Here is a 20,944-nt window from a genome sequence, read left to right as displayed (position 1 = left end):
GCTGCTATGGCACTTTCCTGCACGCGCCCTCATTGCTGCACGTGCATCACAGCAAATCGGCCAACCGCTGCCGGCATAGGCTCACGAACTGCTGTGCCGCAGTCGACTGGCCTTGTGCCGGATGGAATGCCAGGATTGCCCGGAATCGAACGGGAGCGGTGAGCGGTACGCTGCGCAGCCCGAGCGCAACGTAGCCACGGGCCACCAATGGATTGGTGATCGCAAGCCCAGCACCGGCCAGGGTCAGTGAGCACTGCGTGTGGCTGTACGGTGTTGTCGCCACGAAACGCGGCTCGATGCCGGACTCGGAAAAGCACGCTTCCAGCCGGCGTTGCGCAGGATCCGAAGCGTCCAGGCCGATCAACGGAACCTCGATCAGATCCTCGATGCCGACTTTCGCGCGCGCCGCGAAAGGATGCGTCGCGGGAGCGACGCAAACCGCCTGCACTGCGTAGAACTCGGACGCGGTCAGGCCGCTGGTGTCCGCCTCGTCGCCCATGAACGCGATATCGAGTTCGCGCTGAAGCAGGCGCTCGCGCAAGCCCCTGGAGCTGTCGACCTCCAGCTGGCAACGAACGCGGGGGTGGTTGTGGATGAAGTCCGCCACCGATGACGGCATCACGCTGGAGGCCATGGCGTGCAAGGCGCCGACGCGCAGGATCGTATCTTCATAGGAACGCAACTGATCTATCTTGCGCTGCACGGCGTCGAGGCCGACATAGACGCGCTCGACTTCGTCGATCAGGGACGCCGCCTCGGGCGTGGGCGCCATACGCCCTTTGCTTCGGTCGAACAGTCTTAACCGCGCTGCCTGTTCAAGCTGCAGCACGATCTGTGTCACGGCGGGCTGGCTGATGTGCAGGGCTTCGGCGGCCCGGCGCGCCGATCCCAGGCGCATGACCATGCGAAACACCTCGATTTGCCGGGCGCTGATCACGATGTCGGTGGCTGTCCCCATACCCAACCCTATAAGTTTTGCTTAATTCGATAATCGGAATGCCTGCGCTGCCCAGGCGTGACATCACATAGACTCGGGTCATGACCACTTGGGCTTTTATCATGCGCGCCAGTCGCTATCCGCATCCGACTGAAGCGCTCGTCAATCCGGCGATGCATGCCCTGCAATGCATTACCTGCCACGCTCAATATCCAGTCAGCGACATGCCGGAAGGGTGCCCGAACTGCGCAAGCGCCGGCCGGCCCAGTAGTCTCGAAGTTGCCTACCAGCACCACGCACTGGATTTTGCACCAAGAAGCGGAAGTTATACATGGGGGCATTGGCAGCCGTACCTGGAAGGCGTGTCTTTGGGGGAGGGCGCCACGCCATGCGTACCGGTGCCAACCCTGGCGTCGCTGGCGGACGTGGCGTCCGTATGGATCAAGAATGAAGGCGCAAATCCGACCGGCTCGCACAAGGATCGCATGTCGGCGCAGGCCGTAAGCCGGGCGCTGGATATTGGCGCGAGCGAGGTGGTGCTGGCGTCAAGCGGCAACGCCGCAGTCTCAGCCGCGGCCTATTGCGCCGCCGCGGGACTGGACTGCGAAGTCGCGACCTACCAGGCGCTTCCGTCCGTTTTCGATGCGGCGTTGCGTTACTACGGTGCGCGGCGTGTCATCTGCGACAACGGTCACGCGCGATGGGCGCATGTCCGCCGCCGCGTCAGGGAAGAGGGAGCCTTTGCACTGACCAACTACAGCGTGCCCGCGGTGGGTAGCCCGGTATTCGGTGTGGAAGGCTACCGTGCTGTCGCACTGGAGTGGGTGGCGCAAGGATGCCGCCCCGACCATGTCATGGTGCCGACGGCGCGCGGGGATCTGTTGTGGGGCATCTATAGCGCGCTGCGTGACCTGGTCACGCTGGGACATCTCCCGAAGCTGCCCCGCCTCTGGGCGATCGAGCCGTTCCCGCGGCTGTCGCGCGTGCTGGCGGGCGCGTCGCAGCAGTCCGACTTCCCGGGCACGACCCAGCAATTCTCCACGGCCGGCTCGACCGTGACCGCGCAGCAGGTCCACGCCGTCAGGCAATCGGGCGGCGGCGCGGTGATCATCGACGACGCGGCAGCACGCGACGGTACCCGCCGTCTCGCTGCGGCCGGATTCTGGGTCGAGCTGTGCGCGGGAGCGGGGTTTGCCGCCACGCAAGCGCTGCGCGCCGACGGGCGCATCGCCAGGACGGAAGCAGTCATGCTGATGCTGACTGCACGCGGCGATCGCGATCCGGGACAAGCTTGATTTCCAGACAATATTCGGAGCCACCCATGAACTTGCGTTCTCTGTTGACTGCCATCACCTTCGGCCTCGCGGCTCAGGTACCGTCGGCCCTGGCCGCCTATCCTGAAAAGCCGATCCGATTGATCGTGCCCTGGGCTGCCGGCGGCAGCACCGATGCGCTGGCCCGTGCGGTCGCGCAGCGAATGAGCGAATCGATGGGCCAGCCCGTGGTCGTCGACAATCGCGCCGGCGCCTCCGGCCGCATCGGCGCCGACATCCTCGCAAAGTCGGCTCCCGACGGCTACACGCTGGGCGTCATCGAGCTGGCTCATACCGTGGCGCCGTCGGTGTTCCGCCAGATGCCATATGATGTGTTGCGCGACTTCACGCCGGTTTCACTGCTCGGCGAGGCGCCGCTCATCCTGTTCGCGGACAGCACGCACTATCGCGCTGGCGACGTCCAGCGCTTCCTTGCGGACTCACGCAAGGCAGGAACGCCGCTGCAGCTTGCCACCAGCGGGAACGGCACGATCAGCCATCTGGCCGCCAAGATGCTTGAAGCGCAGGCGGGCATCCCGGTCGATGCCGTACCGTACCGGGGCTCGGCGCCCGCGCTGACCGATGTGTCCGCCCAACTGGTCAAAGGCCATTTCGCTACGCTGGCAAGCGGCAGCAGCCTGCTTGGCGGTGGCAAGATCGCGGCCTTGATGGTGACGGGGCCGGTGCGCGTGACTTCGCTTCCCGGTGTTCCGACCGCAGCCGAAGCCAGGCTGCCGGGAATGCAGGTCAGCCAATGGTGGGCCCTGGTGGCTCCCGCGCGGGCACCGTCTGCCGTCGTGAGCAGGCTTGCGGACGAAGTCCGCGCGGCATTGACGAATCCGCAGACCAAGGCACGGCTCGACAGCCAAGGTATCGACCTCAAGGCGTCCTCGCCTGCTCAACTCGGAGACCGGCTGCGCGCAGAGACGGATCGCTGGGCGAATCTGGCTAAGCAGGCTGGCATTCAACCCGAATGACTAGACCTGGACAAGCGCCTGGATCCTGACATGGGGAGTCTATATCGGCCCGCGTCGTGACCGCCACAACATGACGGCTGGCCCAGTTGCTGAAGATGCCTGCTCTGGGAGCGGTGAAAACCCCGGCACCTTCTCCACTTCGTTCCCATCTGGATCGACGTATCCGGCCGGTAATACGCCAAGCAGGTGAAATGACGGGCCATACCCGCGTTGGCTGCGGCTGAGCATGGTGCCCTTACAATGCCGATGGTTCAGATCGACTGGTAGGCGCAAACAGGTGTCATGCAAAGCAAGAGCAAAGCAACTCTCATCGGGCTCATCGCGATTCTGTTATGGAGCTCGATTGTCGGCCTGATTCGCGGTGTCAGCGAAAACCTTGGGGCAACCGGTGGGGCGGCAATGATCTATACCGTCGCCTCGGCCCTGCTCTTGCTGACAGTCGGTTTCGTCAGAATGCAGGATTTTCCCCGGCGCTATCTGGTTTGGGGAAGCATTCTGTTCGTTTCGTACGAGCTGTGTCTTTCCTTGTCCATTGGCTATGCCAACAGCAGCAGGCAAGCCATTGAGGTGGGGATGGTCAACTACTTGTGGCCGAGCTTCACCATGCTGTGTGCCATCGCATTCAACAAGCAGAAGGCCAACTTGCTGATCATTCCCGGCTTCCTGATCGCCATTCTCGGGATCTGCTGGGTGCTTGGCGGGGATCAGGGCCTGGACTTCGCCGGGATGGCGGAGAACATCCAGGACAATCCGCTCAGCTATGGGCTGGCCTTCCTTGGTGCCCTGATCTGGGCGGCGTATTGCACTGTGACCAACCGGATTGCCGAAGGCAGGAATGGCATCACGCTGTTCTTCATGCTGACAGCGCTGGCGTTGTGGATCAAGTATTTCGCCACAGAGAGCGGGTCGATGGAATTCAGCTATCAGGCAGTGATTTATCTTGCGTTGGCCGCCTCTGCGATGGGATTCGGCTATGCGGCCTGGAATGTTGGCATCCTGCATGGCAATGTCACCGTCCTTGCCGGCGCTTCCTACTTCATTCCGGTACTTTCCGCCGCCCTGGCGGCCATGCTCTTGCGTACACCCCTGTCGATCGACTTCTGGAAGGGCGCATCCATGGTATGTGCGGGGTCGATCCTCTGTTGGCTGGCAACACGTGGGCAACGTTCCAAGGCACCTCCGTTGCCGGAATTACCGCAGTCGCGCGAACGTGTCCAGGAACCGTGAGTGCGTGCGACCGCGCTGTTTGATCAAGCAAGCAGTATCCAACTTATTTTTTGGTCGGCCTGCCTGACTGGAAGCCAGCGACCAGGTCGTGTGCATTGGCTGGCTCGGCGATACGCAGCACCAGCTTGCTTGCCGCCTTGCCCGACTGGACCAGATCGAGTGCGCGCCCCGCGTGTTCCAGCGGCAGGCATTCGATGCGGGGCGGTCGCAGGCGCCCGCTGTCGAGCAGCGCCGCGATCTCGCGCAGCCGCGCGCCGCTGGGCATCTTGCTGAACGCCACCGCGGTGCGGACGCCGCGCTGCGCGGCTGCGGCAGGATCCGGGCCGTTGTCGCCGCTGACCAGCGTCAGGATGGCGACAAGGATGCCGCCGGGCCTGAGCAGGTCCATGCCGTTCGGCAGGGTGCCGCAGCCAACGGCGTCCAGTACCAGGTCGACGCCAGCCGGCGCCCATGCCTGCATCGCGGCAGCGATGTCGCCGCCACGGTAGTCGATTGCCAGGTCGCAGCCGAGCGCCATCAGTTCGTCGCGGCGTGCCGCGCTGCAGGTGGCTGCGACGGTTGCCCCGGCTGCTTTTGCCAGTTGCACGGCAAACGTGCCGACCGCGCCGGCACCGCCATGAACCAGCACCGTCTGCACTGGCTTGAGTCCGCCTTCGTCGAAGAGTCCCGTCCAGGCGGCCAGCGCCGGGGTCGGGACGGCCGCGGCCTCGGCAAATCCCAGATTGTCGGGAATCGGCACCACGCAATCCTGGCTGACCGCGACGTATTCGGCATAGGAACCCCACTTGCCTGCGCCGACCGCGGTTTGCGCGAACACGCGCTGTCCCGGGACGAAATCCTTGACGCCGCTTCCCACCGCTGCCACGACGCCGCTGGCATCGAAGCCGATCACGAACGGGAAGCTGTACTGCATGAAGTGGCTCAGATAGCCTTCACGGCATTTCCAGTCAGCGGGATTCACGCCGGCACAGGCCACGCGGAGCAGGACTTCGCCGGCAGCGGGTTCCGGCGTCGGGAGGTTTCCAAGCCTGAGTACGTCGGGTCCGCCGGTACGATCAATGACGACAGCGCGCATGCTCTTCTCCATGGGCTTAGCTTGCGGACAGGTCGTGGCTCAGGCCGGGATGTGCCCAGGACGGGATCACGGGCGGCGGCAGCATGCCCTTGCCATCCAGCGTATGGACGTCCAGCCCGTGCGCCAGGGGGAAGTGCAGGCTATGGGCGATGTGGCCGGTGCGCAGCCGGGCCGGCACGCTGCAGAGTGCAAGCGCCGTTTCCACCAGGTACTCCACCGGCTCGGTCGGATAGCCGTCCGGGATATAGCGTTCGCTGCCTGGCGTGAGGATCGCCGTGCTTGGCGCTACCGAATTGACCGCGATATTGTCGGCCTCCAGTTCTGCCGCCAGGCCCTCTGTGAACCGGTTGATGGCAGCCTTGACCGCGGCGTAGGCCGTGACCCCGCCAGCCCGGTCAAAGTCTTGATACGGGCGAGCAGGCGACAGGGCGGTGACGGAGCCCAGGTTCAGGATCCATCCCGCGCCGCGCGTGCGCAGCAGCGTGATCGCTGCGCGGCTGAGCACGAAGGGGATGCGCAGGTAGTGCTCGACCGTCCTGTCGAAGATTTCCAGCGGCATCGATTCGATGCCGCTGTATTCCGCCATGCCGGCATTGTTGACCAGGATGTCGAGACCGCCCGCGGCGCTTGCCGCCTGTGCCACCAGGTTGTCGCGCTGCGCCGGGTCTTCGAGGTCCGCCGCCAGCGCGATGGCACTGCCCCCTTGCCGCCTGATCTGGCCGACCGTCTCGGCCAGCGTGCCAGGTTCGTCCTCGGACTCGCCTGCGCGCCGTGCCGTGGCAACCACCAGCGCGCCCTCCACCGCGAAGCGCTGCGCGATGGCACGGCCGATGCCGCGGCTGGCGCCGGTCACCAGCGCAATCTTTCCTGTCAGTTTTCCGTGTGCGGTCATGGCGCGTATTCCTCTGTGCGGTTGTGGTTGGCAATCAGGCTTGTCGCGAGCGGGCAGAAGGCGTGGGAGATCGCCTGGACTGTCCATTCGGGAAACTCGGGGTCGAACCATCGGTCGACGCGGCCCCAATGAAAGGGGTGCATCAGGTATTCGCCCAGCAGGTCGTCCGCGCTGGCGAACTCCTGCTGCCAGACATGGGTCCAGGTGCCGGGCGACAAGACGCGGGCAAGGCGCCAGTTGCGGATGCCGGGCATGTAACCGGGCATCCGCAGCAGGTCCTGCTCAAGTGCGCGGACCTGCCGGTCCGGCGCTTCAGGCCGGACCCGGAACATCAGCGTGCGCCAGATCCCGTGGCGCAGCTGAGGGGCGCGCAGACCGCCCGAGATCGGGTGATAGGCGACGCTATCCACCTCTGCCATGCCGTCCAGCGCGGCAGCCAGGCCGGTGCCGTGACCGGGCGAGCCGGATGCAGTCGCGCCGAATCGCAGGTCGAGCGTGTAGTCGCCAGCGCCCCAGCTTCCCGCCAGGTTTCGGCCAATCGCCACATGGCGCAGGCCCGGCAGTGTTTTAACGCGGGCAAGCAAGGCTTGCTCCTGTGTGCACGTCCCGGCGCTGAAGCCGGCGTGCAATCGCACCTGTGCTGTCTCAAGCCGCATCGCCATGCTCCTTGCGCCGGGGCCGCGCAGCTGTCGCCTCGGCCATCACATGGCGGCGGCGGGCTTCACACAGCGTGCCGACTGTCGACCAGAAGGCTAGGGCCGGAGCATCGATGCTTGCGCGCATGGCGTAGTAAGCCGGCGCATCCGCCACTTGCCACAGCAGCCACAGCGTATTGGGTGCATCTTCCAGCGCCACGGGCGGCGACACCCAGCGCTGCAGCAGTGCCAGGCCCCTGGCGGCGCTGCCAGGCAAGTACTGACTTTCCAGCAGGCTCAGCACAGTGGGCAGGTGCCCGGGCGCGAGCACGATTTCATCGAGGATGTGGATCATTGTGTGTCTCACGCGGCGCAGGCAGGGCAGCAGGGCTGCGATGCCGGAGCCGCGGGTTTGCGGGAGGGAAGCGCGGTCATTGGGTTGTCCCGTATAGGCATGGTGTTCATCGCATGGCAACCTCCATCGCCCAGGCCGTGCGCAAGCTGTCGCGCGGGTGGAAGTGCCGGGATGATTATGGGAGGCCAGGCCGCACCGGATCCCCACCCGAACGATCAACCATCGCTACCGAAGCAATCACGACCAGCGACCATGAATGCCCACATACCGGGGAATCCCGTACCTGTTCCGCACGGCATGGTGCAGCGCCTGCTGGACGAACTGAAGCGGCAGGGCGTCGAGGTTCCACCTGCCGCCGGCGCATCCGGGCATGCGCCGCCCGCCAGGTTCACCGCGCTCTATCGCGCCGCGATCGAGCGGCTGGAAGCCCTGGTCGCCAAAGGCAACGGCCATCCCCCCATGCGCAAGCAGGAAGTGGACTTGCTGTGCCGTTGCGTCTTGAGCAGCCAGACGCTGAGGGAGGCGATCCGCTGCGCTGCCGACTTCTGCGCGATGCTGTATCCGCGCGCCGGTACGCTCAGCCTCGGGCAAAGCGCAGGGCAGGCGGTGTTCCGCATGGATTCGCTGCGGCGTGCGAACTCCTCCGCGGCTTGCCTGGTGGACCTGACCGGGCTCTTCTTCTATATGCTGCTGTTCGGCTGGCTGGTCGGCCAGCCGCTGCGCCCGACCCACGTCTACCTGGCGCATCCCCGGCGCGAGGACGCCATGCCTTTCCTGGGCTTGTTCCATGCCGCGGTCACGTCCGGGGCCCAGACCTACGGATTCGAATTCGATGAGGCCTTGCTCGACCGGCCGGTCGTGCGCCAGGCCGCGGAGCTCGATGCGTTCCTGGAAGACTTTCCTTACCGGCTGATCGGTGCGCCGGTCGAGGTCGTATCACTGAGCCAGCAGGTGCATGGCATCCTGCATGCAGCGCTGGTGCATGGCGCGCGGCTGCCAACGCTGGCTGAACTGGCCATGCGCTTTGACGTGAGCGAACCGACCCTGCGCCGCCGTCTCGCTGCCGACGGCAGCAGCTACCGGGTACTGCGCGAACACAGCCTGCAGGAATACGCGGAACAATGCCTGTGCACGACCAACTGGCCGGTAGGAAGAATCGCGGAGCAGCTTGGCTTTGCCAGCGAGGAAGCGTTTCGCCGGGCGTTCCAGCGCTGGACCGGGCATGCGCCGACGCGCTTCAGGCGGGAAAGCAGGGGTGAGGTGGTGAACGGGAGTTCGTGAAGCGGTAATTCCAGCTGTCGGCGACAGAGAACAGGCTGCGCGCGCCGTTACCTGCGACGCGGCAGACGCACGTCAAACGCGGTCCCTGTCTGGTCGGAGCGCGCCTCGATCGATCCCTGATGGGCCTTGGTAATCTCGCTCACTATATACAGCCCGAGTCCGAGTCCGTCCGCGTTTTTGTGCTCCTGATCCGGGCCTCTCCTTAGCGGGTCAAAAAGGCGCTGCAGCGACAGCGGGTCAATGGCGGGACCACTGTTCCTGACCTCGAGACGGACTTCCGCGTCATGGCCGGTGACTACAACGCGGACCGGCTCGTCCGGCGCGCCGTACCTTATCGCATTGAGCACCAGATTAGAAAGCAGTTGCTGCAGGCGCGGACCGTCCCAAATACCCTGCACGTTGCCCTTCACCTCAAGATCGATGCGGCGGGCCGGATACGCCGCACGCAACTGGTCCACGGTATCGGCAACCAAGTCAGCCAGATCGACGTCGTCAGGCGTGATGTTGATACCCAAGCCGAGTTTCGTTCGGTTGAAATCGCACAGATCATTCAGAAGAGAATTCATGCGGGAACCACTTCGAATCAGCCGGGCTGCAGCTTCCGATACCTTCTCCCCAGCGTTCAGCGCCGCCAGATATGTGGCGGTCGTCTGGATGGTCTGCAGTGGGCTGCGCATATCGTGCCCAACCATGCCGAGCAACAGGTCGCGAGCCTGCTCTACCTCCGAATGGAAAAAATCCACGGATTCCGCGACTGCCTGATCGATAGCCTCGTTGAACCGCATTACTTCGTCCAGATCCGGGGCGGCCGGCTGACATTCGTCAATCCACAAACGCAGCACGCTGGCGCGCAGCGCCCGGTATTCAGCGACCAGTTGATTGATGTTGAAGCCACCGCGCGCGCGCATGAGGGCGTGTGATTGTGCGGCGGTCTCCGGCGCACCGAGTAGCCTGGGGGCCTGCCCCATTGATTTTTCGCGTTGAGCTTCCCTCGTTTGCGGGGTCAACAAATCCTTCGCCACGGCTTGCAGGATCTGCGGTGCGTGGTCACGCAGCGCGAGGGAGTCCATGCTTCTTGCGGCAGGCAGCAGGGTGGTCGCAAACTCCTCCCATACCGCCACAATGCGCCCTGTATTCCGCAAGATGAAGTCAGCTAGTCGCATGTCTCCCCCTGAAGCAACTGAGCAAGCCCCGGAAATGCACTCTTGAGAATTTATCTTAGGCTAGTTGTCAGCGGTTCCAAGTAGCGTCGGAAACGGCCTGGAATGACCGATTCGGCACAAACGTCGGTTGAGCCGTGGGGGCGAAATTCGTCTCCCGCAGATCCCTGGCGGCCCCGTTCAGCGCCGTTGCAGGCCGCCAGACCTGTGCTTCCTGACCGCACGCAGCACCAGGCCCGCCAGCACCGCGACAACCGCCAGGATGCCGATGGCGACAAAGAAAGGTAAGGGCCGGTCGATTGCCAGGCTTTCCCCGGCGACGACGATACCCAACGCATAGCCCGCTTCGGCGATGGCCATCGCGGCCAGGAATTTCCGGAAGGGGTAATGCATGGAGCCGAACAGATAACCGGGAATTTCCGACGGAACCGCGATACAGAACAGCAGCACCGCCCAGAATTTCATGCGCTGCGACACGTAGTCCTGGTACTTCGCGAGCTTGTCCTCGTAACCGCTACGGGCGAGCAATGGATAAGCCAGGCGGCCGATGCCGAAGGCGGCCACAGCGCCCAGCAGCCAGCCGCCCCAGAGCAGAACAATGGTGAGCGGCTTGCCCCACACCTCGGTGGCCGGCGGCACCAGGACCACGCTCGAGGCGAAGGCGAGCATGGCAGACACGGCCGAGAACAGGAAGAAGACCAGCGCGCCTGCCGCGGGGTGCTGTTCCATCGTCGCCCGCGCCCAATCGATGGCCTGGTCGACGAAGGCCTTGAACGGAGGCGACAGGACGACCAGGCCAATCAGCACCGTCGCGGCGCCGACTGCAAGCCAGAACCAGACGGGGCGCCGATTGGCAGACAATTTGCTCACCATACAAAATTAGAACCGCAGGCCGGGCCAAAGTTTCGAGGTGATTCCCCGAGGCCCGGTCCGCGACACCCCCGAATACGATGCGTTCGGCCCCGCCTCAGTCTTCCAGCTTCAGCCCGGTCTTCTTGACGAAGCTGTGCCAGCGCTCGTATTGCTCGCGCGCATAGCGGTCTACGGTGGGACCATCGGTGGCCATGACCTCGAAGCCGGCCGCGGTCAGCTTTCGTTTGGTTTCCGGGTCCGACAATGCGGTCTGGAAATCTTCCGTCAGTTTCCTGACGACCGCAGGTGGGGTGGCTGCCGGTGCGAAGATGCCGATCCACGAGTAGGCCTCGAAGTCCGGGAACCCGGACTCGATGACGGTTGGAACATCGGGCAGGTCGGGCAGGCGGCGCGCGCCCGTCACGGCCAGCGGCTTGATCTTGTTGGCAGAGATCTGGCCCTTCAGGGCCGCATAGCTCAGCAGCGTGATGCTGGACACATTGCCCAGCACTGCCTGGACCGCGGGACCCCCGCCGGCGTACGGCACGTGCATCAACTCGACCCGAGCCTGCCGCTTCAGGTCCTCGGCCACAAGATGGTTCATCGAGCCAAGCCCGGTGGAGGCGTAGCTGTATTTGGACGGCTCACGCCGCGCAGCGTCGAGGAAGCTGCGCAGGTCCTTGCCAGGAACGGTGGGCGATGCGCCGATCACGAGCGGGAAGCGCACGGCAAACGTGACGCCAGTGAAGTCCTTGAACGTGTCATAGGGGAGCCTGGACTTCGCCACGGGGTTGATCGCATGCGTATCGAAGGCGACCAGCAGGGTATTGCCGTCTGGCGCGGATCGAGCCACGTACTGGGTCGCGACCTGGCTGGCTGCGCCGGGCCGGTTTTCGATGACCACGGGCCGCCCGGCCGCCTCCGCCAGTTTCGGCTGGATGATGCGTGCGGCAATGTCGGTGCTGCCGCCGGGCGGGAAGGTGACCACCAGCTTCAGTGGCGTGGCATTGTCAGGCCCTGCTGCTGCCGTTGTCAGCGGCAGCAGCAGGCAGGCAAGGGCCACCACGCCGGCACCAAGCGCTTTCTGGCGGCTTGGTGCCGCAAGTCGGCTAGACATAGATACCTCTCCCATCGTTGAGCTTTGGTTCGGATCAGATAAGCGTTCTGGACATGGCCTGGATGTCAGCCCATCCACTGGCTCACGGGTGCGGCGGTGTCCTGCAGTTCTTGTGAAATCACGTCGACCAGCGCCGGGCCATCATGCTCCAGCGCCGCGCGAATCGCGGCATCGAGCTGTCCCGGGTCTTCCACGCGCCAGGCCTTGATGCCGAACGCCTCGGCAACGCGCGCGTGGTCCGTGCGGCTGAAATCGACCGAGAAGTAGCGTTGTTCGTAGCCGGCCTTCTGGCTTGCCTTGATCCAGCCGTAGACGGCATTCGAGAACACGATCATCTTCAGCGGAATCTTGCGTCGCGTCAGCGTTTCCATCTCGCCGCAGGTAAAGCCGAAGCTGCCGTCGCCCATGACCGATACCACGGTCGCACGCGGGCGCCCAACGGCCGCGCCGATCCCGGCCGACATCGAGAAGCCAAGGGCGCCGTGGGCCCGGTTGGTGATGAAATGGCGCCCAGGCTTGCTGGCGTTGTAATACGCGGAGAAATACGGGCAGGGCGTGCCGGGGTCGGCCACCACGACGGCGTCATCCGGCAGCAGCCGGTTGAGCGCATCCACCACGCGTTCCGGCTTGATCGGCACATCGAGCGAGGCTGCCAGCGGTGCGAAGGCGGCAAGCTTGGCGGCACGCGCGGCACCGGCCAGCGCGGCGCCGTCGGCGGCGTCGGACGGGCGGTGGGGCAGGCGGTCGCTCACGGCGGCGTTGAGCGCCTTCAGGGCGAGCAGGGCATCGCCAACCATGGCGACGTCAGTGCGGTAGTTCGCGGCAATCACCATCGGATCCGCATCGAGATGCAGGATTGCGATGTCCCGCGACGGGAAGCGCCAATGCTCGGTGGTGGTCGAGCCGGCGCGGCAACCGATGAACAGCACGGCATCGGCCTTGGCGACGATCTCGCGCGTGGCCATGATGCCGCCATTGGCACCGACCACGCCGGTATTCAGCGGATGGGTGTCGGCCAGGCTGCCTTGCCCGCTGACGGTGGTGCAGACCGGGGCATTCAGCATGCCGGCCAGCGCTTCCAGTTCTGCGCAGGCGCCAGAGATGACCACGCCACCGCCGCAGATGATGACCGGCAGGCGCGCTGCGACCAGCCGCTGCGCTGCCCGTTCGATCTCGGCCGGGTCCGGCGCATAGCGCATGGCAGGGAAGCGGTCGTGGCCAGGCTGCGCCCATACCTCGGCAGCATCCACCTCATGCTTCTGCACGTCGTATGGCAAACACAGGTGCGCGGATCCGGGCTTGCCGGTGGTCATGGCGCGGAAGGCGCCGCGCACCGCGCCCGGGATCTGGTCGGCGCGGTCGATCGTGGTATTCCACTTGGTGAGGGGGCGGTACAGCGCTTCCTGGTCGAGTTCGGTCAGGGGGTACTTGCCGCGCGAGCCGACCGATACGTCCGAGGTAATCCCAAGCACAGCCACTGAAGACTCATTGGCCTCGACCAGACCCGGCAGCAAGTAGGTGGCTCCGCCCCCACTGGGCCCCTCGCATACGCCAACCTTGCCGGTTACGCGGGCATAGGCGTCAGCCATGTAGCCGGCGCTGCGCTCATCGCGCGTCAGGATGTGGTCAATCCCATGGTCGAGGCGGGCCATGGCGTCATAGAAGGGCAGGCTGGTATCGCCGCACAGCCCGAAGACGTGCTTTACACCATTCAGTTGAAGCATTCGGACCATGGCTTCAGCGCCGTTCATCTTCGTCATTCCAGGAGTCTCCAAGTCAGTGTCGAGCAGGCGAGATAAGAATACACTGCAGGATACAATTAAGTATACTTAAACCTGAAGGGATGGATGCGTCACCTGAAGGCTCGGCAGCGTCGGGTATGATCGCGGCCAACGAGGAATATCTATGCAAGCAACCAACGGCATGAAGCCGCTGATCTCCGCTGTCAGGCGCAAACGGGGATCCGATGTCATCAGTCGATTGCGCGAGATGGCGATTTCCTACGAGCTCAAGCCGGGCGAACGACTCAATGAGATCGAACTGGCGGAACGCCTCGGCGTGAGCAGGACGCCAGTGCGCGAAGCGCTGACCCGCCTTGCCACCGAGGGCTTCCTGGTGGAGTCCAGCCGCGGCTATGTGCGCCGGCCGCTCGATATCCAGGAAATGCTGGACCTATACGAAGCACGCGTAACGATCGAGCGCGATTGCCTGCGCCTGGCGTTCGAGCGGGCCTCGGCCGAGAGCATCGAGGAGCTTGCGCGATACCTCGAGCACAGCAAGTCGGTGCCCGCAAATACCCCGATCCCGCAACTGGTGGAACTGGACGAAGGTTTTCACCTGCGCATCGCCGCCATGGCGGGCAACGCCGAACTCAAGCGGATGCTGGTCAGCCTGAACGAACGCATCCGGTTTATCCGCTGGATCGACATGGAGAATATCGGGCGCGATTCCACCCAGAGCGAACACGCTGAAATCGTTCACGCCTTGCAGGCCCACGACTGGGAGAAGGGGGAAAAATGCCTGACTTCGCATATTGCCTTGCGGCGCGAGCAGATCGTCGAGGCCATTGCGAAAGGCCTCACCAGGATCTACCTGGCCGAACAGCGCTAGCGGCCAGCCAATGCCGCCCCATCGGGCAGCCTAAGCTGTCCGGGCCGGTGCGGTCAGGCTCCCGCCATCGTTTCCGCACTGACTTCCCATCCTGCGTCAATGCCACCGGGCAGCATCTGGCCACGGTCCTCGCCAACCTCGGCATCAATCAGCTGATTCAGCTTTTCGTTCATGGCGACTAGTAGTTCCCGTTGCTTTTCGCCTGCCGCCAGGTTGTTCATCTCGAATGGATCGGTCTGCAGATCGTACAACTCAACGTCGTTGAACCGGTAGAGCTCCTCCAGGGTCGTCGGCTTGTTATGCTGCCTGGGGGAAAAATACCGTGCAAAGCTGTAGCGTCCATCGTAGATCGAACGCACTGCGCCGCGCTTCATCAGGTCCGGGCGGATACCGGCCTGCTTGAGCTGGTCGGGCTTGCCACCGCCCTGCAGATGGGCAACAGCCTTGAAAAGAAAATCGCCATCCAGGTAGGCCAGCATGTTGTAGCAAAACAGCGCGCCATCGCGAATGGCGTTTGCTTCGGCTGCCCCAGGCTTTGCGAGCAAGCGGGAAAAATCCTTTCCCGGTAATCCCTTGACGATGGCTGCGCGCTTGTCAGTCGCGACGCCAGTCAATGCAACCAGGGTGGGCGCGATGTCCAGATGCGAGGTGACGGCGCGACACTGCTTGCCACCGTGATAGGCGGGATGGGCAATGACCAACGGCACGTTGTTCTGCTCCCGATAGGAGACAGCGCCTTTTGCATGGAGCTGGTGGGCACCGTCCATGTCACCGTGATCCGATGTCAGGACTACGATGGTCTTGTCGGAAAGTCCTGCAGCATCGAGCGCGGCCAATACGGCAGCGATATTCCGGTCGACATCGCGCATGCAGTTCAGGTAATAGTTGTGCCGCCGGTGCCAGCGCGCGTCTTCATTTGGAATGGCTCCGACCAGGGCGTCGTGCGAGCGCAGGAAATCGCGGTGTGCCGCAGGGCGCCCCGGCGCGTCAAGCGCCTGTTTCCGGCTTGCCGGCAGCATGAATTGCCACTGCTTGCCGTATAGCGGGTCGGCCGGGTCGCGCGCGACATGTGCGAGGCCGCGCATTGCCTGAACCTCGGTGCCGGGCGCGTCGGTGTCGTAGAACATCACGTCGTGCGGGTTGACGAGGTTGACGGCCAGGAACCATGGCTTGCCCTGTGCCGCGAGCTCGCTCCCTTTCCCGCGCAGCCAGCTCACACCCATTGCTGCAATCACCCCGTCGTGCAGGTACCCACCGCTGGTGTGGGCAATAATGTCGCCGATTCCGATGTAGTCGGAAAAGCCATAGGCTTCCATTTCCTGAGTGAAGATCTTGGTTGGCGTGCCAAGCTTGTTGACGGTTTCGAATTCCTTGGTGAGGTGCCACTTGCCCTTGTAGGCGGTGTAATAGCCGGCGTCACGCAGCATGTCACCGAGCGTCCGTATTTCTGTTGACATGCTGCTAATCCACGGGAAGTTCGTGTTGTCGAACATCCGGGTGTGCTGGATGTGCTGGCCCGTGTACAGAACTGAGCGGGACGGGGTGCAAACACATGAATTTATGCGGTGATTGACAAAGGTCGTACCGCGCTTCATCAAGCGTTCATGTGCAGGCAGGCCATAGCCCCTGGGCAACTCGCCAGGTCGGAAGTAGCGCTCCTGGTCAACAAGGATGAACAGGATGTTGTACGGTCCCGAAGGCAGGCTCCCAGCGGCCTGGGCCGCGTCGCTTGCCCCGGCTGGCGCATCCTTGGCATCCGCGCCTGCGCCAAGACCCAGGGCCATGGCCCCAATCCCGGTAGTCAGGAGGAAATCGCGCCGCGTCAATGTGCCGCCAGGCTTGTCGTCGTTGCTCATTGGCTTCTCCCTGCCTGATTGCGCGGCCCATGGCGGGTGGACGCTGTGCTGCCGCAGGCCCGCCCAGGCATGCGTAAGACAGTCTAGCAAGCGCACTTTTTGCCGCCAAGGCAGCGTGCGGCGCCGGCAGGAGGCGATGGTTGGCAACCACACACATTCGCGGCTCAGGCAGTCGAACTACGTTCCGCAGATGATCGGAGTGCGGACAAAATTCCCGACACCCTGGGACTGCGCTTTCCGGTTCACGACATATCCTCGATGGGATCTCGTTGCGAGCGAATCTCCTCAGGACTGAGGACGATATAGCCCAGCGACTTCAGCAACTGCACCGCCTCCAGCTCTGCGTCCAGGTACACCGGCCGTTCCGGGCGGCGCGGGCGCGGCGCGGGGGGCAGCCACGCGGCGCTGGCTTGCACGGCGGGCGCTCCCTGGCCGTCAGACCATCGCGCGGTCAGGATGCGGCAATGCTCCAGGTTGGGCTTCCAGGCAACGTCCACGGCGGCATTGAACCTGGCGGTGCAAAGCCGCAAGCGCTTCAGCGCCTTCAGCCAGTTGATGAAGGCATCACGCTCCGGTGGCTGGTAGCCCTTCAGCAAGGTAGCCAGGCTGTCCTGTGCAGTGGCGCTGTCGGCCGCCTGGTCGTCTTCGAGCAGGGCTAGCTCAAGTGCCACGTGCTGGCGGCCGTCGTGGTCATAGATTGCGCAGTCGGCGTCCAGCACGCCTTCGCGCAGCAGCTCGCACAGCAGTACCCAGGCCCTTGGATTCTTGTCGAACCGGCCTTCGAGGGTCGGGTCGATCTGGCTGAGGATCTCCGGGATCGGGCGCGCCTCGCCTGACTGGATGGCCAGGGCGAATGCCATCGCGTTGTCTGACGGCCTGGCACCGCTTGCCAGCATCTGCAATGACGTTTCCCAGAGTTCGCGGATTTCTGCCGCGGTATCCACGGCATGCATCCATGCATAGTCCTCCAGCGCCGCGCACAGCCTGCGCGCAGGCCTGGCCAGCTGGCCGGCCAGCGTCCTGATAAACCCCGTGCAATGCGCGCAGCGGCATTCCAGCCGGCCCGCATGCAGGAAACCGGCGTACAGCCGTTCCTGGTGTCCGCAGTGTGCGCATTCGAGTGAAAAACCGCCTTGCCGTGCCGGCCGCTGCGAGGCCAGCAGCCCGTCGACCTGATAGTGCGCCAGTCCGTCGCAGCACGGGCAGATCCATTGCAGCTTGTGCGCGCCGTCCCGAGGCCGCGCGGCCCGGTCGAACTGGCGCTCGATGGCGCTGCGCGGAATTCCCTGCGCGCGCCCGACCACGTCTGCGCTGTAGCGCCAATAGCAGTACGAGTGGGCGGCAGCGGCCACCTCCGGAGAGAGGCGCTGCAGATCCGGCAGCAGGCGGGGGCTGTGCCGGATCTCGTCGGCCATCGCATCGATCAGCGCTGGCCCGTCCGGCATCACCGCCTCAAGGGCGGCGCGGCTCTGTTCCAGGAAATCGGGCACGAAGACCCGGCGGATATAGTCCTCGTTCTCGAGCCAGAACAAGTGGCCGGGGAGGGCTTCCAGTACATCAACCCCTTCCCTGACTTCCGACATGCCGGCGCAGGCGAGAAACGTGAACGGCTTACTGAACAGGAAAGCGTCTGTCATGTTGTCGTCAACGGAGAATCCCGCCCACGAGCTGGCAATATGCCTCGTGTGCGATGGGTCACCACCCCGTGACTCGGCCAAGCAAGCGCACGGAAAGCGCAATCCGGATGGCGCTTTCCGTTCCGGGGACTTCCCCCTTCTTGTTTTCAGATCCGTCGGACCTGTGCGGATTTTGCATCTGCCGCATTGGACAGCATAGGCGAACCTGACGCCTCGTTACAGAGGAATTCCTTTTCTTGACGTCCTCGTCCTACGGCCAGGGAGACCAGCCCGGGCGCTGTTGTCATCCTGATTCAATCGCTTTAGGACCCGCCTGGCCTTGTCCTCGCAATCTTCACCTTCCCTGTTGCCGTTGATCTCGTCGATCAGTGCGCCCGCGCTGCGGTCGATCACCTGGAGGAACAAGATGCCGGGCTCCCTGGCCAATGGCCGTCGTCAAATTCCAGCTCAAACGGCTCAGCGAGGGGCGTGTCACGGATCCACGCATCTCGCCCCTCACGGCGCCAGTGTTGCAGCACCTCGTGCCAGACGCGGCGCTATCGCGGATAGACGACGCAGAGGGCCGGTGCTCGGCATGTCGCAGGACACAATGGAGTGACCTGCGGTGCCTTTTCTGAACCCGCTACCTGCCAGTATTCTGTCTCGATGTGATCCTTTCGATCAAATAAATGATTGAACTAGTCAAATTCAGTCAGCTGCACTACACTCTGATGACATTTGATCGATTCGATCAAATGTTTGCTCGAAACATACAAGGCCGCATCCTCAGCGGCAGGAGACAACCATGCAGATTTCTATCAAACGCGCCATCGAGCGCGTGCCCGGCGGCATGATGATCGTGCCGCTGCTGATCGGTTCGCTCGTTGCCACGTTCGCGCCGGATGGGCCGAAGTTTTTTGGATCGTTTACCGGCGCGCTTTTTACCGGTGCCCTGCCCATCCTCGCGGTGTTCTATGTCTGCATGGGGGCAAGCATCAACATCAAAGCCACGCCTTACATTCTCAAGAAGGGCGGCGTGTTGTTCGGCACCAAGGTCGGCACGGCAATGGTGTTGGGCGTGATCATGGGGCACTTCCTGGGCGAGGCGCCGATCAGTGCCGGGATGTTTGCCGGCCTGTCGACGCTTGCCGTGGTGGCCGCGATGAACGACACCAACGGCGGCCTGTACATGGCGCTGATGGGCCAGTACGGCAAGCCTGAAGACGTGGGCGCCTACAGCATCATGTCGCTCGAGTCCGGCCCGTTCCTGACGATGGTGACGCTGGGCGTGGCGGGTTTGTCCGCGTTCCCATGGCCGACGATGGTCGGCAGCATTCTTCCGCTCATGCTCGGCATGTTGCTGGGCAACCTGGATCGGGAGATGCGCGATTTCCTGGGTAAGGCCGTGCCGGTCATGATTCCCTTTTTCGCACTGGCGCTGGGCGCAGGCCTGGACCTGCACAAGGTCTGGCAGGCGGGCATGCTGGGCCTCGGCCTTGGTGTTGCCGTGGTGGCCGTCACCGGCTGCGCGCTGTACTTCGCTGACCGCCTCACCGGCGGCACGGGTGTGGCAGGTGTCGCAGCCGCCAGCACCGCCGGCAATGCCGCCGCCGTGCCGACGCTGGTAGCGGCGGCTAATCCGGTCTACGCAGAATCGGCCAAGAGCGCCACGATCCTGGTGGCCGCCTGCGTGGTGGTCACCGCCGTACTGACGCCATTGGTGACCGCCTGGATTGCCCGCCGCGTGGCGGGCAAGGAGGCCGAGGCGTTGGTGAGGACCGCCGCATGAGCTGGCTTATCATCGCCGACGACCTGTCAGGCGCGGCCGACTGCGCGATCGGCTACGCCATGTCTGGCGCCCGGACCGTTGTAACGCTGGAGGCGGCGCCTGCGGGCGCGGACCTGTCGCAGGCCGACGTAGTGGCTTGCGACGTCGACAGCCGCCGCATGGCGCCCCAGGAGGCGGCGGCGCGCAATCTCGAAGCCTGGCATCGCGGCCAGGGCGCCAGCCGGCGGCTGTACAAGAAGATCGATTCCACGTTGCGAGGCAACTGGGCTGCCGAAACCGCGGCGCTGGCGCCGCTGGCCGGCCTTGCCATCGTCGCGCCGGCCTTTCCGGCCACTGGCCGCACCACGGCCGGCGGCTGCATGTTCGTGAACGGCCAGCCGCTGGAAGACTCCGACATCTGGCGCCTGGAAGCGCTTACCGGACGTGCCGACCTTGTCGCGCTGCTGGCCGCGCGGGGGCTGCGGGCGACCCTGTTGCCGCTGGACACGGTGCGTGCGGGTGACGCGACCCTGCGGCTAACCATCGCCGGACTGGCGCGCGAAGGTGTGCGGGCGGTAGTCTGCGATGCGCAGACGGAGCAAGACCTGGCGGCGCTCGCCGCGGCCACGGCGCAGCTCGACGTCCCCGCATTCTGGGTCGGCTCGGGCGGCCTGGCTCGTGCGCTGGCTGCACCATGCCTGTTCGAGGGCGGTGCGCCGCAGCCGCTGCCTGCCCCTGAGGGCGGCCCGGTCTTGACGCTGGTCGGCAGCCTCTCGGGCATCTCCGGGCGACAGGCCGCTTGCCTGCGCGAACGCACCGGGATGCAGTCGCTGGTGGTTCCGCCGCGGATCTTGCGTGAAGGCGCGGGCCACGCTGACTGGGACGCCGCGCAGCAATCGATCACCGGATGCCTGCGGGCTGGCCGCGACCTGCTGGTCAGCATTGGTCGCGACGACGCGTTCGACCCGGGCGAAGGGCCGCGCCTGAGCGCCGCGCTGGCGCAATTGTCCCTGCCCGGCTTCCAGCATACGCGCGGCCTGATCGCCACCGGCGGCGAGACGGCCCGGGCCATGCTCTCGGCGGCCGGCATCGGCGCCCTGATGCTGCGGCGCGAAGTCGAGCCCGGTGTGCCCTTGTCCGACACCCCTGCGCTGCCCGGCGTGCCCGCGCGCCGCGTTGCTACTAAGGCCGGCGCATTCGGCTCCGAGGCCGCCCTGTGGCATGCCTGGCAGGCTATGACTGAATCCCGCGCGCCGTCAGCCTGACGGCGCGC

18 protein-coding genes and 1 pseudogene are annotated in these 20,944 nt (G+C 64.6%); 8 read left to right on the top strand and 11 right to left on the bottom strand.

The features are described from left to right. Positions 1–46: 46 nt before the first annotated feature. Positions 47–958 carry a LysR family transcriptional regulator gene (locus tag AC1Q6V_RS08085; protein ID WP_010812630.1) on the bottom strand — a complete coding sequence of 304 codons (912 nt, stop codon included), beginning with the start codon at positions 956–958 and terminating at the stop codon, positions 47–49. 386 nt (positions 959–1,344) lie between these two features. On the opposite strand from AC1Q6V_RS08085, the gene AC1Q6V_RS08080 reads away from it, so the two are divergent. The 3 genes from AC1Q6V_RS08080 (at position 1,345) to yddG (ending at position 4,454) form a co-directional block, all read left to right on the top strand. Further along, positions 1,345–2,232, top strand: a complete 888-nt coding sequence (locus AC1Q6V_RS08080) for a pyridoxal-phosphate dependent enzyme (RefSeq protein ID WP_454751379.1) — start codon at positions 1,345–1,347, stop codon at positions 2,230–2,232. Between the two features lie 26 nt (positions 2,233–2,258). Further along, positions 2,259–3,227, top strand: coding sequence for a tripartite tricarboxylate transporter substrate binding protein (locus AC1Q6V_RS08075; RefSeq protein ID WP_011616477.1), 969 nt, complete (start codon positions 2,259–2,261; stop codon positions 3,225–3,227). 282 nt (positions 3,228–3,509) lie between these two features. Continuing rightward, positions 3,510–4,454 (top strand): aromatic amino acid DMT transporter YddG, encoded by a 945-nt coding sequence (gene yddG, locus AC1Q6V_RS08070; RefSeq protein ID WP_010812627.1) that lies wholly within the window; start codon positions 3,510–3,512, stop codon positions 4,452–4,454. 43 nt (positions 4,455–4,497) lie between these two features. Here yddG and AC1Q6V_RS08065 read toward each other — a convergent pair whose 3' ends face one another. From AC1Q6V_RS08065 to AC1Q6V_RS08050, 4 genes are read right to left on the bottom strand one after another with little or no spacing between them, the layout of a single operon-like run. Beyond that, positions 4,498–5,529: an NADP-dependent oxidoreductase gene (locus AC1Q6V_RS08065; RefSeq protein ID WP_454751349.1), complete on the bottom strand. Its 1,032-nt coding sequence runs from the start codon at positions 5,527–5,529 to the stop codon at positions 4,498–4,500. 16 nt (positions 5,530–5,545) lie between these two features. Further along, entirely contained in the window at positions 5,546–6,421 is an 876-nt protein-coding gene (locus AC1Q6V_RS08060) for an SDR family NAD(P)-dependent oxidoreductase (protein ID WP_454751348.1), read from the bottom strand. Beyond that, positions 6,418–7,077: a Dabb family protein gene (locus AC1Q6V_RS08055; RefSeq protein ID WP_011616479.1), complete on the bottom strand. Its 660-nt coding sequence runs from the start codon at positions 7,075–7,077 to the stop codon at positions 6,418–6,420. Before AC1Q6V_RS08055 ends, AC1Q6V_RS08060 begins: the two co-directional genes overlap by 4 nt. Then, a complete protein-coding gene (locus AC1Q6V_RS08050) occupies positions 7,067–7,411 on the bottom strand; it encodes a hypothetical protein (RefSeq protein ID WP_011616480.1) in 345 nt (114 codons plus the stop codon). The genes AC1Q6V_RS08055 and AC1Q6V_RS08050 overlap by 11 nt, the downstream gene beginning before the upstream one ends. Positions 7,412–7,663: 252 nt before the next feature. Between AC1Q6V_RS08050 and AC1Q6V_RS08045 the strand changes: the two genes are divergently transcribed. Next, a complete protein-coding gene (locus AC1Q6V_RS08045) occupies positions 7,664–8,692 on the top strand; it encodes an AraC family transcriptional regulator (protein ID WP_454751347.1) in 1,029 nt (342 codons plus the stop codon). Between the two features lie 47 nt (positions 8,693–8,739). Here the strand turns inward: AC1Q6V_RS08045 and AC1Q6V_RS08040 are convergent, their stop codons facing one another. The 4 genes from AC1Q6V_RS08040 to AC1Q6V_RS08025 form a co-directional block, all read right to left on the bottom strand. Next, positions 8,740–9,855 (bottom strand): sensor histidine kinase, encoded by a 1,116-nt coding sequence (locus tag AC1Q6V_RS08040; protein WP_439672355.1) that lies wholly within the window; start codon positions 9,853–9,855, stop codon positions 8,740–8,742. 177 nt (positions 9,856–10,032) lie between these two features. Further along, positions 10,033–10,725 (bottom strand): TVP38/TMEM64 family protein, encoded by a 693-nt coding sequence (locus AC1Q6V_RS08035; protein ID WP_011616484.1) that lies wholly within the window; start codon positions 10,723–10,725, stop codon positions 10,033–10,035. Between the two features lie 94 nt (positions 10,726–10,819). Continuing rightward, the gene (locus AC1Q6V_RS08030; RefSeq protein WP_454751346.1) at positions 10,820–11,821 is read right to left on the bottom strand and encodes a tripartite tricarboxylate transporter substrate binding protein; all 1,002 of its coding nucleotides are present in this window, start codon (positions 11,819–11,821) and stop codon (positions 10,820–10,822) included. 65 nt (positions 11,822–11,886) lie between these two features. Next, on the bottom strand, positions 11,887–13,581 hold the full coding sequence (locus AC1Q6V_RS08025; RefSeq protein WP_011616486.1) for a thiamine pyrophosphate-binding protein: 1,695 nt from the start codon (positions 13,579–13,581) through the stop codon (positions 11,887–11,889). A gap of 145 nt (positions 13,582–13,726) precedes the next feature. On the opposite strand from AC1Q6V_RS08025, the gene AC1Q6V_RS08020 reads away from it, so the two are divergent. Further along, the gene (locus AC1Q6V_RS08020) at positions 13,727–14,431 is read left to right on the top strand and encodes a GntR family transcriptional regulator (protein ID WP_010812617.1); all 705 of its coding nucleotides are present in this window, start codon (positions 13,727–13,729) and stop codon (positions 14,429–14,431) included. Positions 14,432–14,484: 53 nt separating this feature from the next. Here the strand turns inward: AC1Q6V_RS08020 and AC1Q6V_RS08015 are convergent, their stop codons facing one another. Both AC1Q6V_RS08015 and AC1Q6V_RS08010 read right to left on the bottom strand, forming a co-directional pair. After that, the gene (locus AC1Q6V_RS08015) at positions 14,485–16,287 is read right to left on the bottom strand and encodes a sulfatase family protein (protein WP_439669642.1); all 1,803 of its coding nucleotides are present in this window, start codon (positions 16,285–16,287) and stop codon (positions 14,485–14,487) included. A 242-nt stretch (positions 16,288–16,529) separates the two neighbouring features. Further along, on the bottom strand, positions 16,530–17,924 hold the full coding sequence (locus AC1Q6V_RS08010; RefSeq protein WP_454751345.1) for a hypothetical protein: 1,395 nt from the start codon (positions 17,922–17,924) through the stop codon (positions 16,530–16,532). A 367-nt stretch (positions 17,925–18,291) separates the two neighbouring features. Here AC1Q6V_RS08010 and AC1Q6V_RS08005 point away from each other — a divergent pair. The 3 genes and pseudogenes from AC1Q6V_RS08005 to dtnK all read left to right on the top strand — a co-directional run. Next, a pseudogene (locus AC1Q6V_RS08005) lies at positions 18,292–18,473 on the top strand (2,4-dienoyl-CoA reductase); the annotation flags it as partial. 235 nt (positions 18,474–18,708) lie between these two features. Further along, positions 18,709–19,692: a 2-keto-3-deoxygluconate permease gene (locus tag AC1Q6V_RS08000; RefSeq protein ID WP_010812613.1), complete on the top strand. Its 984-nt coding sequence runs from the start codon at positions 18,709–18,711 to the stop codon at positions 19,690–19,692. Then, positions 19,689–20,936 carry a D-threonate kinase gene (gene dtnK, locus AC1Q6V_RS07995; protein ID WP_010812612.1) on the top strand — a complete coding sequence of 416 codons (1,248 nt, stop codon included), beginning with the start codon at positions 19,689–19,691 and terminating at the stop codon, positions 20,934–20,936. The genes AC1Q6V_RS08000 and dtnK overlap by 4 nt, the downstream gene beginning before the upstream one ends. Positions 20,937–20,944: the final 8 nt, after the last annotated feature.

It is taken from the genome of Cupriavidus sp. GW823-FHT07B10 (assembly GCF_058794355.1).
Note: the sequence above shows the minus strand (reverse complement) of the source record. Positions and strands in the feature narration are given on the sequence as shown.